This is a genomic window from Pantoea sp. JK, assembly GCF_026130245.1.
GTDB lineage: Bacteria > Pseudomonadota > Gammaproteobacteria > Enterobacterales > Enterobacteriaceae > Pantoea > Pantoea trifolii.
In genome coordinates, this window is the sequence record NZ_JAINFN010000007.1 from 189,210 (window position 1) to 204,808 (window position 15,599).

Here is a 15,599-nt window from a genome sequence, read left to right on the forward strand (position 1 = left end):
TGCCCGTTAGCGAATTGCATCGCCAAGACCAAATACCGGCAGATACATCGCAATCACTAACGTGCCAACAATTCCGCCAATTACCACCATCATCATCGGTTCCAGCGATGCCGCCAGAGCATCAGCGCGCGCTAACGTTTGTGCTTCATGCCATTCCGCCAGACGCGCCAGCATCACATCCAGCGCACCCGCCTCTTCGCCAACCCGAATTAGCTGGGCACAAAGGGGAGTGAACAGCTGATGTTGTTGCAGCGCCTGATGCAGCGGCGCACCCGCAGCAATGTGCTGCTGCAACTGAATGATGGCATCGCGCCACAACCGGGAAACCAGCGTCACCTCAACCGCCTGCAGACTTTGCAGCAGGGTTAAACCGGATTGCTGCGTAAGTTGCAGGATGGCGTATATCTGGCTGAGCTGCCCGCCGCGCCACAGCGGTGATAACAGCGGCATGCGCAGCAGCCATTGATGTACGCGCTTTTGCCACGCTACTGAACGATGATAAGTTTGCTGCACAATCCCGATAAATACGGCGCATATCAGCGACAGCGGCAGTGCAGCTTTTTGCAGTAGTTCTGAGAGCGACATCACTGCGGCAGTAAAAGCGGGCAGCGGTGCATCAAAGCTGGCATAGACGGAGACAAACTCCGGCAAAACAAACAGTAGCATGCCAGCACTGACCGCCAGCGCCACCAGCAAGATAAACAGCGGATAACGCAGCGCCTTGACCACTTTCTGCCGTAAGTATTGCTGTTTACTTTGCTGCTGTGCCAACTGGCAACAGCACTCATCGAGCTGGCCGGTTAACTCACCCACTTGCATCAAAGCAGGAAACAATGGTGGAAAGATCTGCGGCCACTCCTGCAAGGCTTGCGAGAAGGGCTCACCGGCGATAACGCGGCGCTGCAATCCCTTAAGTAATACCCGCCAACCGGCATGGGGATGGCCTTCTGCCAACAGAATCAAACTTTCCGCCAGCGGCAAACCGGCCTTCAGCAGCGTCGCCAGTTGCCGCACCAGGTCGATTTTCTGCTGCCACTTCCAGTCGCGCGAACGCCAGCATTTTCCACGCTGCCAGCTCACCGGCAGCATGCCGCGATCGGAGAGTTGATTGAGCAACGCATCCTGGCTGGCGTTAAGTGATTCGCCTTCCTGCAGCACGCCCATGGTATCGAGCGCCTGCCAGCGGAAATGATAGAGATTAGCCATCGCCCAATCCCACCACGCGCTGCATCTCTTCAAAAGACGTATCGCCGCGACTAACCGCTTCCAGCCCCGCAGCCAGCAAGGTTTTCATTCCCTGTTCATTTGCCAGCGTGAGCAGATGTTCCAGCGGCATATCTGCCGAAATAGCATTCTGCAATTTGCTGGTTACCGGCAAGATTTCAAACAGCGCCAGCCGCCCGTAATAGCCGGAGAAGCAGTGATCGCAGCCGGGCGCTCGCCAGGTTTGCAGCGTGCCCGGCCAGAGTTCGGCCGGCAGATGGGCGATAGCTTGTCCCGGCTGGCGACAATGCACGCATAGGCGTCTGACCAGACGCTGCGCCACCACTAACTGCAAAGCGGGACCCAGCAAATAGCCGGGAATATCCATCTGGCGCAGGCGCGTCAGTGTTTCGGCGGTTGAGTTGGTATGCAGTGTGGAAAGCACCAAATGGCCGGTCTGCGCGGCTTTGACGGCAATGCTTGCCGTCTCGGCATCACGGATTTCCCCGACCATAATCACATCGGGATCCTGGCGCAGCAGGGCGCGCAGTACACGGTTGAAATCGAGCCCGCTGCGCGGTTGGATCTGCGTTTGATTGATGCCATCCAGCGGAATCTCAACCGGATCTTCCACGCTGCATACATTCTTTTCCGGCACGTTCAGCGCGCTTAATCCGCTATAGAGCGTGAAGGTTTTACCGCTGCCGGTGGGACCGGTGACCAGAATCAAACCTTGCGGTTTCGCCAGCGCACTTTTCAGCAAGCGCAGTTGGGCGGCGGGCATGCCGAGTTTATCGAGCGTGATGGCGCTGTTTTCACTTTGCAGCAGCCGTACCACGGCTTTTTCACCCTGGCTTACCGGCAGCGTTGAAAGACGAAACGCTGCCAGTTTGTCGTCTATTTCCAGCGTAAACTGTCCGTCCTGCGGTAGACGCCGTTCGGCGATGTCCAATCCACCGAGGATTTTCAGGCGCGCCAAAATCGCAGCGGGTTGTGCTTCTGAGGGCTGAGGCAGTTTGTGCAACACGCCATCGATGCGCAGGCGCACCCGTAATCCCTGGCGCTGTGGTTCGAAATGCACATCTGAGGCTCGGCGCTGAATGGCCTGACGCAAAATCTGATCGACCGCGTTAATCGCTGACTCAGCGCTGGCGTGTTCTCGCGGTGCTGCGGCGGCATCCGGTTCGTGCAGTAACTGCTCAAGGCGTGCTGCAGGCCAGCACTCGACATCCACCTTGCACTGGCTAGCGAACTGTAACGCCTCCAGCAGCAGTGGATCGGGCGTGTCGGCTACTGCAACGCGCAGCAGCGTGGCGTCGTGATGCAGAATCACCGCCTGATAACGTGCGCACAACGCATGCAGCGCACTATTAGGATTGTCCATCAGTTGGCATCCTTATCAGCAAAGCGGAACTGCTCGAGGCAGCTATCGCGCAGGCTGCTGTTATCGCTGGTGCAACTGCGTTGCCAGCTCAACGTGCCATCGGTTGTGCTCCAGATTGGCAGCATTTCAACCGTCAATCCGCTGAGACTTTCCTGGCCGGTCAGATTGATGGTTCCATTAATCACGCTGAGCGTTGCCACATAGCGCGAACCTTTGGCCACCGGAATGCCGCGTTGTCCTGCCTGACACTGCGCCGGTCCGCCACGTTCAATGGCGCAGAGTTCTACGGCTGTTTTGTACGAAACCATGGTTTGCAGCATGTCGGTGAGTGCTGCACGTTGCAGGTAGTTTTGATAGGCCGGTAAACCGATGGCGCTGAGAATGGCGACGATACCAATCACAATCATCAATTCGATAAGAGTAAAACCGCGTTGTCTGTCCATAGTGAAGCTCCTTGTTGTGGAGCCGCTACGGTAGAAAAGGGCGAGGGAAAGCGGAAGTCAGGCCTGCGCGAGGCTGGAAAGCATCACGCAGAAAATCGTCAGGATTACAGCGCAGATAACAGCGTTTTGGAAGCCATCTCGCATATCTGCCGCGCTAACCGGCGGCAGACGCAGAGCATCAAAGTTCGCGAAAACGCATCGACAGATCCAGCGCACGCACATGCTTGGTCAGCGCGCCAACAGAGACATAATCAACGCCGGTCTGCGCAATTTGCGGCAGCGTGGTTTCGGTTACGTTGCCAGAGACTTCCAGCAAAGCTCGCTTGTTAGTTAGCGCAACCGCTTCATGCATCATCTCAAGGCTGAAGTTATCGAGCATGATGATGTCCGCTCCGGCATCGATGGCATCCTGCAGTTCCGTCAGCGATTCGACTTCAACTTCTACCGGCACATCGGGCGACAGCCACAACGCTTTTTCCACGGCGTTACGCACCGAGCCGCTGGCGATAATGTGGTTCTCTTTGATCAGAAAAGCATCCGACAGGCCTAAACGGTGGTTGTTACCGCCACCGCACAGCACTGCATATTTCAACGCGGTACGCAGGCCTGGCAAGGTCTTGCGTGTATCAAGCAACTGGGTTTCGCTGCCCGCCAGCAGGGCGACATAACGGCTGACCTCGGTGGCCACGCCGGACAGTGTTTGCACGAAATTGAGCGCGGTGCGCTCTGCGGTTAACAGCAGTCGCGCCGGACCGGTAAGCTCGAACAGCAGCTGATCGGCAACCAGTGTTTGACCATCTTCAACATGCCAGGTAAGAGTGACTTTATTGCCAAGCTGGATAAAGACTTCTTCCACCCAACGTTTACCACAAAAAACACCGGCTTCACGGGTGATGACTTTTGCCACCGCCTGTTTTTCTGCCGGCAGCAGCAACGCGGTGATATCGCGATCCGCGTCCACTTCGCCGCCTAAATCCTCCTGAAGCGCCCGGGCAACGGCTTCGGGGATATCCTGTTCAATACGTTTAATCAGTTCCTGACGGCGATGATCGGGATCGTAACGACGCGTTGCCATGGTTTTGCCACTCCACAAGACGAGATTTTGTGCGCTCACCTTAGCCTGATTTATCGGTCATTGCCAGTTGCTGGTGGTGAAATGTTTAGTATCCTGAACTCACCTGCGCGGCGCATTAAGTCGCAAGCCTGTTGAGTGAAACATGTTATTCTCAGCCTGATTTTGCTTAGGATTTAACAGCATGAAACTGGAAGAGGGCTGGATTACCAGCGCGCGTAAAGTACCTTCACCACACTTCAATCAGCGTCCAAATGATGAAGTGCCCTCGCTGTTGGTGATTCACAACATCAGCTTACCGCCCGGTGAGTTTGGCGGGCCGTGGATCGATCGGTTGTTTACCGGCACGTTGCCTGCCGATGCGCATCCCTATTTTGCGGACATCGCCCATTTACGCGTGGCGGCGCACTGTTTAATCCGCCGCGACGGCGAGCTGGTGCAATACGTCTCTTTCGATCAGCGCGCCTGGCATGCCGGTGTGTCGCAGTTTGAAGGGCGCGAAAGCTGCAACGATTTTTCCATGGGCATTGAACTGGAAGGCACCGACACGCTGCCCTATACCGATGCGCAGTATGCGACATTGCAACAGGTGACTCACCTGCTGTTGCAGCACTATCCGTTGACGCCTGCGCGCATCACCGGCCATAGCGATATCGCACCAGAGCGGAAAACCGATCCCGGTTCCTCTTTTGACTGGTTGCGCTATAAAGAATCCATCAGGCAGGAGAATCCCTGAGACAGCAGGAGCGGGTATGACGTTGTTTAGCTTGTTATTAGTTTTAGGTTGGGAACGCCTGTTTAAGTTGGGTGAGCATTGGCAACTGGATCATCGGCTTGAGCCGCTGTTTCGTGGCCGCCAGCGTTTTTCCCTGCTGCGCACGCTGATGATGACAGTGATAGCGATGCTGATCGTTTGGCTGGTGGTGTGGAGCCTGAAAGGCATTCTGTTTGGCGTGGCGCAACTGTTGTTCTGGATTGTGGTGGGATTACTGTGTATCGGCGCGGGTTCGGTGCGACTGCACTATCACAGTTATCTCAAAGCCGCGAGCCATGACGATGAAGCGGCACATCAGGCGATGGCGGCCGAACTGACGCTGATTCACGGTGTGCCGGTTGAGTGCAGCGAGCGCGAGTTCCTGCGTGAACTGCAAAACGCGCTGATTTGGATTAACTTCCGTTTCTATCTTGCGCCGCTGTTCTGGTTTGTGGTCGGCGGACCTTACGGCCCGGTGCTGCTGGTGGGTTATGCGTTCCTGCGCGCCTGGCAGAGTTGGCTGGCTAAGCATCATTCGCCGCTGGAGCGCTCGCAGTCAGGCGTTGATCGTCTGCTGCATGTGCTGGACTGGATCCCGGTGCGTTTGGCTGGCGTGGCTTATGCGTTGCTCGGCCACGGCGAACGTGCGTTACCCGCCTGGTTTGCCGCGTTGGGCGATCTGCATCGCCCGCAATATCAGGTGCTGACCAGTCTGGCGCAATTCTCGCTGGCACGCGATCCGCATATGGATAAAGTCGAAACGCCACGGGTTGCGGTGGCGTTGGCAAAGCGCATCTCTCTGGTGCTGGTGGTGGTGGTCGCGCTGTTGACGATCTACGGCACGCTGGTGTGATCGGCGGGCGGCACGCCGAAATCCGGAGTGCCGTCTTCGCGCCAGTCGAAGTATTTCAAACGCGTATGGCGATTCGGATCCCACAGCGGATCGCCCTCGATTTCGGTGTAATTGCGCGCGTGATACACCAGCACCGCTCTTCCCGTTTCATCTACCGTAAAGCTGTTGTGTCCTGGTCCGTATTGCTGATTATCCCAGCTGGTGGCAAATACCGGCCGCGCGGACTTATGCCAGGCGCTGATGTTGAGCGGATCGGCTAACACATCAATGCTTAATATTCCCAGGCAATAATTTTCATCAGTTGCGCTGGCGGAATAGGTAACAAACAGCTTGTCGCCATGCTGAATTACCGCCGGTCCTTCGTTGACGCTGAATCCCGCGCACTCCCATTCATACTCCGGTCGGCTCAACATCAGCGGGGCGCTTTTCAACGTCCACGGATTGAGCAACTCGGCAAGATACAGGTTGGAATTTCCGGGAATCGCCGGATCTTTTTGCGCCCACAGATACCAGTGTTTGCCTTGATGCTGGAAGTAGGTGGCATCCAGTGAGAAAGAGTCGATGGGCGTATGCACGCGACGACAAGGTTGCCAGTTACCGCTCAGCGGATCGGCATCGTTGCACACCAGCGCATACATGCGGTGCTGAAACAGGCCATCTTTTATCGCACGCGTCGGTGCGGCGGCGAAATAGATTACCCATTGCCCGTTGATATGATGCAGCTCCGGCGCCCAGATCAGCGCGCTAAACGGGCCGGTATCCGGTTTGTGCCACACCGTTACCGCTTCTGCCTCAATCAGGCCAGCCAGCGTCGAGGCATAGCGAATCTCCAGTCGGTCATATTCCGGCACCGAGGCGATAAAATAGTAGCCATCGGCATGACGCAGAATAAAGGGATCGGCGCGTTGAGTAATAAAAGGATTGGGCCAGCTCATTTGATCTCTCCAGGTTGCGCAGTCGCAGAGGACGCGATAGGGGATTCGTGGTGTGAATGGGCACGGCGCAGCGCCAGATCGGCCTGAATCGTACGCATTAAGTTGCGATCCACTTTCATTAAACGCACTACGCCGGCGGTGATCAGATATCCGACGCCCGGAATCACCGTGAACAGCAGCATGATGCCATTGATGGCGTTGGGTGCCTGCTGTTTTGCGCCCGCATCGTAACCGTAAATTGACAGCAGGAAACCGACCATCGCCCCTGCAACCGCCAATCCCACTTTGAGGAAGAACAGGTTGCCGGAGAAGCTCATGCCGGTGATGCGTTTGCCGGTTTTCCATTCGCCGTAATCATCCACGTCGGCCATTAGCGACCAATGCAGCGGCGACGGAATTTGATGCAGGATATTCAGCAGGAAGTAGGCGATCACCACCGCAACCGTGGCGTGCGGATCAATCCAATAGAAGCCGCAGGAGAACAGCGCCAGCGCGATGTTGGTCCAGAAGAACACCTTGAGCTTGCACCAGCGATCGGTGAGGATTTTCGCCAGCGTGCTGCCGCACATCATGCCGATCACGCCAAGGCTGATAAACAGCGTGGCAAAGTGCGTTGATTGCCCCATCACCCAGGTGACGTAATACATGGTGGCGGCCATGCGGATGAAACCGGGGCAGACGTTGCAGAAGGTCAGCAGCAGAATGCGCACCCACTGATCGTTTTTCCATACGTCGCGCAGGTCTTGTTTCAAATCATCGTTGCTTGGCGTGGCAGGTCGAATGCGCTCGCGCACCGTGGCAAAGCAGAACAGGAACATCACCAAACCAATCAGCGCCAGCACGCTCATCGCCAGTTGATAGCCGCGCGCTTTGTTGTCGCCGCCAAACCATTCGGCCATCGGCAGCAGCGAAAGTGAGAGGATCAGCGTGGCAATGCCCACCATCACAAAGCGATAAGACTGACAGGAAACGCGCTCACCCGGATCGTTGGTAATCACGCCGCCCAGCGAGCAGTAAGGAATGTTGATGGCGGTGTAAGTGAGTGACATCAGGAAGTAGGTGACAAATGCCCAGATGACCTTGTTGTCGTAACTCCACTCCGGTGTGGTGAACATCAATACGCTAAACAGCACGTAAGGCACGGAAACCCACAGCAGCCACGGGCGGAAACGGCCCCAGCGGCTTTGCGTGCGGTCGGCAATCGCGCCCATGATCGGATCGGTAACCGCATCGAGTACGCGCACCGAGAGCAACAGCGTGCCGACCAGTGCCGGGGCTAAACCGAATACATCAGTGTAGAAATAATTGAGGAACAGCATGATGGCACCGCCAATCATGTTGCATCCGGCATCGCCCATGCCATATCCCAGTTTCTCTCTGAACGAGAGGGCTGCTCCTTTCATTGATCGTCTCCAGCGATATGATGAGCAGGAATTATCTGTGCAAAATCAGTTATCTGCTGGGGAGCAAATGGTCGGGTAGATGGACAAAACGCGCGGGCGGGGAAAAGTGTGAGCCAGATCAGAAGTGCTGCCCGGCATCAGCGTGCCGGGCAGAGAACAACATTACGCTTTCTGTAGTTTGTTCTTGATGGTGTAACCGATAGCCAGAATCACCAGCCAAACCGGAATCAGCCAGACCGAAATCGCCATACCCGGCGTCATCAGCATGATCACCAGCACACCGGCGAGGAACACCAGGCAGATCCAGTTACCCAGCGGATAGAGCACCGCTTTAAAGCGCGTGGTCACACCTTGCTGGTCTTTCTTCTTACGGAATTTCAGGTGCGCAAGGCTGATCATCGCCCAGTTGATCACCAGCGCAGAGACCACCAGCGCCATCAGCAGGCCAAAGGCTTCGCCCGGCATCAGGTAGTTGATCAGGACACACAGCAGGGTCGCTACGGCTGAGACCAGAATGGTCGCGACCGGCACGCCACGGCTGTCAACTTTCAGCAGTGCTTTCGGCGCGTTGCCCTGTTGCGCCAGGCCGAACAGCATGCGGCTGTTGCAGTAAACGCAGCTGTTGTAGACCGACAGCGCCGCCGTCAGGATCACCACGTTCAGCGCGTTGGCCACAAAAGCATCGCCCAGCTCATGGAAGATCAGCACGAACGGGCTGGTATCCGCCGTTACGCGCGTCCACGGCAGCAGCGACAGCAGCACCGCCAGTGAACCGATATAGAAAATCAGGATACGCCACAGCACCTGATTGGTGGCTTTCGGAATGCTCTCTTGTGGATTGTCGGCTTCTGCGGCAGTGATGCCCACCAGCTCTAAACCACCAAAGGAGAACATGATGATCGCCATCATCATCACCAATCCGGTCATACCGTGTGGCATGAAGCCGCCCTGATTCCACAGATTGCTGACGCTCGCTTGTGGGCCGCCGTTGCCGCTAAACAGCAACCAGCCACCAAACAGGATCATGCCGATGACCGCGACCACTTTGATAATCGCGAACCAGAACTCCATTTCACCAAACACTTTTACGTTGGTCAGGTTGATAGCGTTGATCAGCACAAAGAAGATGGCAGCCGTGGCCCAGGTGGGGAAATCTGGCCACCAGAACTGCACGTATTTACCGACGGCGGTCAACTCAGCCATCGCCACCAGCACATACAGCACCCAGTAGTTCCAGCCAGAGGCGAAACCGGCGAAGTTGCCCCAGTATTTGTAGGCGAAGTGGCTGAAGCTGCCGGCAACCGGCTCTTCAACCACCATTTCGCCCAGCTGGCGCATAATCAGAAAGGCAATAAAACCGGCGATCGCGTAACCGAGAATCACGGCAGGACCGGCCGATTTAATCACTGATGCGCTGCCCAGAAACAGACCAGTACCTACGGCTCCGCCCAGCGCAATCAGCTGAATATGGCGATTCTTTAAGCCGCGATGCAGCGTGTCGCCATGCTGTTGTTCCATACAAACCTCGTGATGTTGTTATTGTGCACCTGCAGTGCGCGCACTGTAAGGCTGTTTACCCTAATGTATTCTTTTCTTTACGGTATCTGGCGTGCTGTGTGCATGCATGAGCTACCACGGCGTTCAGAATAGTGATAAGCGCGCCGCTTTGCACCTGCTTTTGCTTTTTGTGCTGAGAGATGACTGAAAAAGCAGCAGCATCCTCTGCGCGCCCGTCACATTATTTCTGCCATGAAAAAAGCGTGAACACGAATAGCTTTCGCTTATGGTTATGCACCATTTACTCCGCTAACTCAGTGTAAGGTTTGGTAAAAACACAATTATTTAACATTTGCCACAGGCCAACATTTTCCTTCTTTATTCCGGTAAGTTAGTGCAGCGCCATTGGCATAGTCCCCGGAAGTGTGAAGCCCGCCATATAGACACAAGGTGAATACTTTGTTACTTTACCGGCACCATTTTTCAATTGGTATTACCAATTTACTCCGGACGTTTGGCTGATAAGAAGGGAAGATGGCCTACAGTAAAATTCGCCAACCCAAGCTCTCCGATGCGATTGAGCAGCAGCTGGAATCCCTCATTATGGAAGGGACGCTCCAGCCGGGTGAAAAACTGCTCCCTGAGCGTGAACTGGCGAAACAGTTTGATGTCTCACGTCCATCCCTGCGCGAAGCAATTCAGAGCCTGGAAGCCAAAGGCCTGCTGCTACGTCGTCAGGGTGGCGGCACCTTCGTCCAAAAAAATCTCTGGCAAAGCCTGAGCGACCCGCTGGTCGGTCTGCTTGCTGAACATCCAGAATCTCAGTTTGACCTGCTGGAAACCCGCCACGCGCTGGAAGGCGTTGCTGCTTATTATGCGGCACTGCGGGGAACCGATGAAGATCTGCAGCGCATCCGTGACTGCCATCTTAACATTCAGCAGGCACAGGACAGCGGCGATCTCGACGCAGAGGCCGATGCAGTAATGAAGTATCAGATCGCTGTCACAGAAGCGGCCCATAATGTGGTGCTGCTGCATCTGCTGCGTTCCATGGGCCCTATGCTGGAACAAAACGTCCGTCAGAATTTTGAATTGCTCTACGCTCGTCGGGAAATGCTGGCGAAAGTGAGCGGTCACCGCGCCAGTATCTACGAGGCGATTGTGGCGCGTGAGCCAGAACAGGCACGCGAGGCATCCCATCGTCACCTGGCGTTCATTGAGGAAATCTTGCTGGATAGAAGTCGGGAGCAGAGTCGTCGTGAACGCTCCCTGCGTCGTTTACAGCAACGTAAGGAATAACGCACGGCAACGAACGTGCGGAAAACACGACGGGCCTGTCTTCTTGTGCTGTGAACCAGAAGCAAAGCACAAGCAGACAGGCTCCTGATAATTTCAACGTATTAGACACAGATAAGGAATACACCCCATGTCAGAACGTTTACAGAATGACGTGGATCCGATCGAAACTCGTGATTGGCTACAAGCGATCGAATCGGTCATCCGTGAAGAAGGTGTTGAGCGCGCGCAGTATCTGATTGATCAGGTAATGAGTGCAGCACGCAAAGGTGGCGTGAAAGTTGCCGCAGGTTCCTCTGCAATCAGCAACTACATTAACTCTATTGCTGTTGAAGATGAGCCGGAGTATCCGGGCAACACCTCTCTTGAACGTCGTATCCGTTCCGCAATTCGTTGGAACGCCATCATGTCGGTGCTGCGTGCGTCGAAGAAAGATCTGGAGCTGGGCGGCCATATGTCCTCTTTCCAATCTTCCGCGACCATTTATGAAGTGTGCTTTAACCACTTCTTCCGCGCACGTAGCGACAAAGACGGCGGCGATCTGGTCTTCTTCCAGGGTCACATTTCTCCAGGTATCTACGCGCGCGCCTTCCTTGAAGGTCGTCTGAGCGAAGATCAAATGAACAACTTCCGTCAGGAAGTGCAGGGCAAAGGTCTCTCTTCTTACCCGCACCCGAAACTGATGCCTGACTTCTGGCAGTTCCCAACCGTTTCTATGGGCCTGGGTCCATTGAACGCGATCTATCAGGCGAAATTCCTGAAGTATCTGGAACACCGTGGTCTGAAAGACACCTCAGCACAAACCGTTTACGCCTTCCTCGGTGATGGCGAGATGGATGAGCCGGAATCCAAAGGTGCGATCACCATCGCCACCCGTGAGAAGCTGGACAACCTGGTGTTCATCATCAACTGTAACCTGCAGCGTCTGGATGGCCCGGTCACCGGTAACGGTAAGATCATCAACGAGCTGGAAGGCATCTTTGCCGGTGCTGGCTGGAACGTGATCAAAGTGATTTGGGGCGGTCGTTGGGATGAACTGCTGCGTCAGGACACCAGCGGTAAGCTTATCCAGCTGATGAACGAAACCGTGGATGGCGATTACCAGACCTTCAAATCCCGTAACGGCGCGTACGTGCGTGAGCACTTCTTCGGTAAATATCCGGAAACCGCAGCACTGGTAAAAGACTGGTCAGACGAAGAGATCTTCGCGCTGAACCGCGGCGGCCACGATCCGAAGAAAGTCTATGCTGCACTGAAAAAAGCGCAGGACACCAAAGGTCAGCCAACGCTGATTCTGGCACATACCATTAAAGGTTATGGTATGGGTGACACTGCCGAAGGTAAAAACATCGCGCACCAGGTGAAGAAGATGAACATGGATGGCGTTCGCTACATCCGCGATCGCTTCAATGTGCCGGTTGCCGACGACAAAATCGAAGAGCTGCCATACGTCACCTTCGAGAAAGGTTCTGAAGAGTACAACTATCTGCACGGCCAGCGTGAGAAGTTGGGCGGCTACCTGCCAACGCGTCAGGCGGAGTTCAGCGAGAAGCTGGAAATGCCTACGCTGGAAGAGTTCCGTCCGTTATTGGAAGAGCAGAACAAAGAGATCTCTACCACCATCGCCTTTGTGCGTGCCCTGAACGTGATGCTGAAGAACAAGTCGATCAAAGATCGTCTGGTTCCGATCCTCGCGGATGAAGCGCGTACCTTCGGTATGGAAGGTCTGTTCCGTCAGATCGGTATCTACAGCCCGAACGGTCAGCAGTACACCCCGCAGGACCGCGAGCAGGTTGCTTACTATAAAGAAGACGAGAAAGGCCAGATTCTGCAGGAAGGGATCAACGAGCTGGGCGCAGGTTCATCCTGGCTGGCTGCGGCGACCTCTTACAGCACCAACAACCTGCCGATGATTCCCTTCTACATCTATTACTCGATGTTTGGCTTCCAGCGCATCGGCGATCTGATGTGGTTGGCCGGCGATATGCAGGCACGCGGCTTCCTGGTTGGTGGTACTTCAGGTCGTACTACCCTGAACGGCGAAGGTCTGCAGCACGAAGATGGTCACAGCCACATTCAGTCGCTGACTATCCCGAACTGTATCTCTTACGATCCGTCTTACGCGTACGAAATTGCGGTCATCATGCAAGACGGTCTGGTGCGTATGTACGGCGAAGCGCAGGAAAATATCTACTACTACATCACCACGCTGAACGAAAACTACCACATGCCTGCGATGCCGCAGGGTGCGGAAGAGGGTATCCGCAAGGGTATCTACAAGCTGGAAACCGTGGACGGAAGCAAAGGCAAAGTGCAGCTGCTGGGTTCAGGTTCGATTCTGCGTCACGTGCGTGAAGCCGCACAGATCCTGGCGAAAGATTACGGCATCGGTTCTGACGTCTACAGCGTGACCTCGTTCACCGAGCTGGCGCGTGATGGTCAGGATTGTGAGCGCTGGAACATGCTGCATCCAACAGAAACCCCGCGCGTTCCGTACATCGCTCAGGTGATGAACGAAGCACCGGCCGTCGCGTCAACCGACTACATGAAGCTGTTCGCAGAACAGGTTCGCAGCTACGTGCCTTCCAGCGATTATCGCGTGTTGGGTACTGATGGCTTCGGTCGTTCCGACAGCCGTGAAAACCTGCGTCACCACTTTGAAGTGGATGCATCGTATGTGGTTGTGGCTGCGCTGGGTGAGCTGGCTAAACGCGGCGAAATCGATAAGAAAGTGGTGGCAGAAGCAATCACCAAGTTCAACATCGACGCCGATAAAGTTAACCCGCGTCTGGCTTAAGAGGTAAGAGAGTAATGGCTATCGAAATTAACGTACCAGACATCGGGGCAGACGAAGTTGAAGTCACCGAAATCCTGGTCAAGGTGGGCGACAAAGTTGAAGCTGAACAGTCGCTGATCACCGTGGAAGGCGATAAAGCCTCCATGGAAGTGCCTTCGCCACAGGCAGGCGTGGTTAAAGAGATCAAAATCTCTACCGGTGACAAAGTAGAAACCGGCAAACTGATCATGATTTTTGACGCTGAAGGTGCCGCAGAAGCGGCGCCAGCGCCAGCCGAAGAGAAGAAAGCGGAAGCCGCTCCTGCTCCAGCAGCCGCTGCTGCTGCGGTCAGCAAAGAGGTCAACGTACCGGACATCGGCGGCGACGAAGTTGAAGTCACCGAGATCCTGGTCAAAGTTGGCGACAAAGTTGCTGCTGAGCAGTCGCTGATCACCGTTGAAGGCGACAAAGCCTCAATGGAAGTCCCAGCACCGTTCGCGGGCGTGGTGAAAGAGATCAAAATTGCCACCGGCGATAAAGTGAACACCGGCTCGCTGATCATGGTGTTCGAAGCAGAAGGCGCAGCGCCAGCCGCTGCCGCTCCAGCAGCCAAACAGGAAGCCGCACCCGCTGCAGCTCCTGCGGCTTCTGGCGCCAAAGACGTCAACGTGCCGGACATTGGTGGCGACGAAGTTGAAGTCACCGAGATCCTGGTGAAAGTGGGCGACAAAGTCGCTGCTGAGCAATCACTGATCGTGGTTGAAGGTGACAAAGCCTCAATGGAAGTGCCTGCACCGTTCGCCGGTACCGTGAAAGAGCTGAAAGTGGCGACTGGCGATAAAGTCAGCACCGGTAAGCTGATCATGGTGTTCGAAGTGGAAGGCGCGGCACCAGCTGCGGCGCCTGCCGCTAAGCAGGAAGCAGCTCCAGCGGCAGAAGCAGCGAAACCTGCAGCGGCTCCAGCAGCAGCGAAAGCGGATGCAAAAGGCGAGTTCGCTGAGAACGACGCTTACGTACACGCTACGCCGGTGATTCGTCGCCTGGCGCGCGAGTTCGGTGTGAATCTGGCGAAAGTCAAAGGCACCGGCCGTAAAGGTCGCATCCTGAAAGAAGACGTGCAGACTTACGTTAAAGACGCGGTGAAACGCGCTGAAGCGGCTCCGGCTGCAGCAGCCAGCGGCGGAAGCCTGCCAGGTCTGTTGCCTTGGCCGAAAGTGGACTTCAGCAAGTTCGGCGAAATCGAAGAAGTGGAACTGGGCCGTATCCAGAAAATCTCGGGTGCTAACCTGAGCCGTAACTGGGTGGTTATCCCGCACGTTACGCACTTCGACAAAACCGATATCACCGATCTGGAAGCGTTCCGCAAACAGCAGAATGCCGAAGCTGAGAAACGCAAACTTGATGTGAAATTCACACCAGTGGTGTTCATCATGAAAGCCGTTGCCGCTGCGCTTGAGCAGATGCCACGCTTCAACAGTTCACTGTCTGAAGATGCACAGAAACTGACGCTGAAGAAATACATCAACATCGGTGTGGCGGTTGATACGCCAAACGGTCTGGTGGTTCCAGTGTTCAAAGATGTGAACAAGAAAGGCATCACTGAACTGTCTCGCGAGCTGATGGCGATTTCCAAGAAAGCGCGTGATGGCAAGCTGACCGCTGGCGATATGCAGGGCGGTTGCTTCACCATCTCCAGCCTTGGCGGCCTGGGCACCACGCACTTCGCGCCAATCGTCAACGCGCCGGAAGTGGCTATCCTCGGTGTTTCCAAGTCAGCGATGGAGCCGGTGTGGAACGGTAAAGAGTTTGAGCCGCGTCTGATGATGCCGATCTCACTCTCCTTCGACCACCGCGTGATCGACGGTGCTGATGGTGCGCGCTTTATCACCATCATCAACAACACACTGTCCGACATTCGCCGTCTGGTGATGTGAAGTTAATCAAGGCCGGCGAAAGCCGGCCTTGTTGTAAGCATTCAATGTT

The 15,599-nt window shown here is 55.4% G+C and carries 12 protein-coding genes; 5 read left to right on the forward strand and 7 right to left on the reverse strand.

What is annotated here, in order from left to right; genetic code table 11:
- Positions 1–6: 6 nt before the first annotated feature.
- The 4 genes from hofC to nadC form a co-directional block, all read right to left on the reverse strand.
- Positions 7–1,206 carry a protein transport protein HofC gene (hofC, locus tag PanJK_RS16455; RefSeq protein WP_265301213.1) on the reverse strand — a complete coding sequence of 400 codons (1,200 nt, stop codon included), beginning with the start codon at positions 1,204–1,206 and terminating at the stop codon, positions 7–9.
- Positions 1,199–2,587 (reverse strand): type II secretion system protein GspE, encoded by a 1,389-nt coding sequence (gspE, locus tag PanJK_RS16460; protein ID WP_256695618.1) that lies wholly within the window; start codon positions 2,585–2,587, stop codon positions 1,199–1,201. Before gspE ends, hofC begins: the two co-directional genes overlap by 8 nt.
- Positions 2,587–3,030, reverse strand: a complete 444-nt coding sequence (gene ppdD, locus PanJK_RS16465) for a prepilin peptidase-dependent pilin (protein ID WP_265301215.1) — start codon at positions 3,028–3,030, stop codon at positions 2,587–2,589. The genes gspE and ppdD overlap by 1 nt, the downstream gene beginning before the upstream one ends.
- A gap of 178 nt (positions 3,031–3,208) precedes the next feature.
- Positions 3,209–4,105, reverse strand: a complete 897-nt coding sequence (gene nadC / locus PanJK_RS16470) for a carboxylating nicotinate-nucleotide diphosphorylase (RefSeq protein ID WP_265301217.1) — start codon at positions 4,103–4,105, stop codon at positions 3,209–3,211.
- 181 nt (positions 4,106–4,286) lie between these two features.
- Between nadC and ampD the strand changes: the two genes are divergently transcribed.
- Together ampD and ampE are read left to right on the forward strand one after the other, a co-directional pair.
- On the forward strand, positions 4,287–4,838 hold the full coding sequence (gene ampD / locus PanJK_RS16475) for a 1,6-anhydro-N-acetylmuramyl-L-alanine amidase AmpD (RefSeq protein WP_008108575.1): 552 nt from the start codon (positions 4,287–4,289) through the stop codon (positions 4,836–4,838).
- A 16-nt stretch (positions 4,839–4,854) separates the two neighbouring features.
- Complete coding sequence (gene ampE / locus PanJK_RS16480) at positions 4,855–5,709, forward strand: beta-lactamase regulator AmpE (protein WP_008108573.1); 855 nt, start codon at positions 4,855–4,857, stop codon at positions 5,707–5,709.
- Here ampE and PanJK_RS16485 read toward each other — a convergent pair.
- From PanJK_RS16485 to aroP, 3 genes are all read right to left on the reverse strand, one after another.
- Positions 5,691–6,644: a family 43 glycosylhydrolase gene (locus tag PanJK_RS16485; RefSeq protein ID WP_265301221.1), complete on the reverse strand. Its 954-nt coding sequence runs from the start codon at positions 6,642–6,644 to the stop codon at positions 5,691–5,693. The genes ampE and PanJK_RS16485 overlap by 19 nt on opposite strands.
- A complete protein-coding gene (locus PanJK_RS16490; RefSeq protein WP_256695622.1) occupies positions 6,641–8,047 on the reverse strand; it encodes a glycoside-pentoside-hexuronide (GPH):cation symporter in 1,407 nt (468 codons plus the stop codon). Before PanJK_RS16490 ends, PanJK_RS16485 begins: the two co-directional genes overlap by 4 nt.
- A gap of 162 nt (positions 8,048–8,209) precedes the next feature.
- Positions 8,210–9,565 (reverse strand): aromatic amino acid transporter AroP, encoded by a 1,356-nt coding sequence (gene aroP / locus PanJK_RS16495; protein WP_265301225.1) that lies wholly within the window; start codon positions 9,563–9,565, stop codon positions 8,210–8,212.
- A gap of 513 nt (positions 9,566–10,078) precedes the next feature.
- On the opposite strand from aroP, the gene pdhR reads away from it, so the two are divergent.
- The 3 genes from pdhR (at position 10,079) to aceF (ending at position 15,550) form a co-directional block, all read left to right on the forward strand.
- Positions 10,079–10,843, forward strand: a complete 765-nt coding sequence (gene pdhR, locus PanJK_RS16500) for a pyruvate dehydrogenase complex transcriptional repressor PdhR (RefSeq protein ID WP_256695625.1) — start codon at positions 10,079–10,081, stop codon at positions 10,841–10,843.
- Between the two features lie 127 nt (positions 10,844–10,970).
- Positions 10,971–13,637, forward strand: a complete 2,667-nt coding sequence (gene aceE / locus PanJK_RS16505; RefSeq protein ID WP_265301228.1) for a pyruvate dehydrogenase (acetyl-transferring), homodimeric type — start codon at positions 10,971–10,973, stop codon at positions 13,635–13,637.
- Positions 13,638–13,651: 14 nt separating this feature from the next.
- Positions 13,652–15,550, forward strand: a complete 1,899-nt coding sequence (aceF, locus tag PanJK_RS16510; RefSeq protein ID WP_256695627.1) for a pyruvate dehydrogenase complex dihydrolipoyllysine-residue acetyltransferase — start codon at positions 13,652–13,654, stop codon at positions 15,548–15,550.
- Positions 15,551–15,599: the final 49 nt, after the last annotated feature.

Bases quoted from the DNA above. Each gene is read 5' to 3' on its own strand.
- hofC (WP_265301213.1), bottom strand. From the start codon at position 1,206: ATGGCTAATCTCTATCATTTCCGCTGGCAGGCGCTCGATACCATGGGC.
- gspE (WP_256695618.1), bottom strand. From the start codon at position 2,587: ATGGACAATCCTAATAGTGCGCTGCATGCGTTGTGCGCACGTTATCAG.
- ppdD (WP_265301215.1), bottom strand. From the start codon at position 3,030: ATGGACAGACAACGCGGTTTTACTCTTATCGAATTGATGATTGTGATT.
- nadC (WP_265301217.1), bottom strand. From the start codon at position 4,105: ATGGCAACGCGTCGTTACGATCCCGATCATCGCCGTCAGGAACTGATT.
- ampD (WP_008108575.1), top strand. From the start codon at position 4,287: ATGAAACTGGAAGAGGGCTGGATTACCAGCGCGCGTAAAGTACCTTCA.
- ampE (WP_008108573.1), top strand. From the start codon at position 4,855: ATGACGTTGTTTAGCTTGTTATTAGTTTTAGGTTGGGAACGCCTGTTT.
- PanJK_RS16485 (WP_265301221.1), bottom strand. From the start codon at position 6,644: ATGAGCTGGCCCAATCCTTTTATTACTCAACGCGCCGATCCCTTTATT.
- PanJK_RS16490 (WP_256695622.1), bottom strand. From the start codon at position 8,047: ATGAAAGGAGCAGCCCTCTCGTTCAGAGAGAAACTGGGATATGGCATG.
- aroP (WP_265301225.1), bottom strand. From the start codon at position 9,565: ATGGAACAACAGCATGGCGACACGCTGCATCGCGGCTTAAAGAATCGC.
- pdhR (WP_256695625.1), top strand. From the start codon at position 10,079: ATGGCCTACAGTAAAATTCGCCAACCCAAGCTCTCCGATGCGATTGAG.
- aceE (WP_265301228.1), top strand. From the start codon at position 10,971: ATGTCAGAACGTTTACAGAATGACGTGGATCCGATCGAAACTCGTGAT.
- aceF (WP_256695627.1), top strand. From the start codon at position 13,652: ATGGCTATCGAAATTAACGTACCAGACATCGGGGCAGACGAAGTTGAA.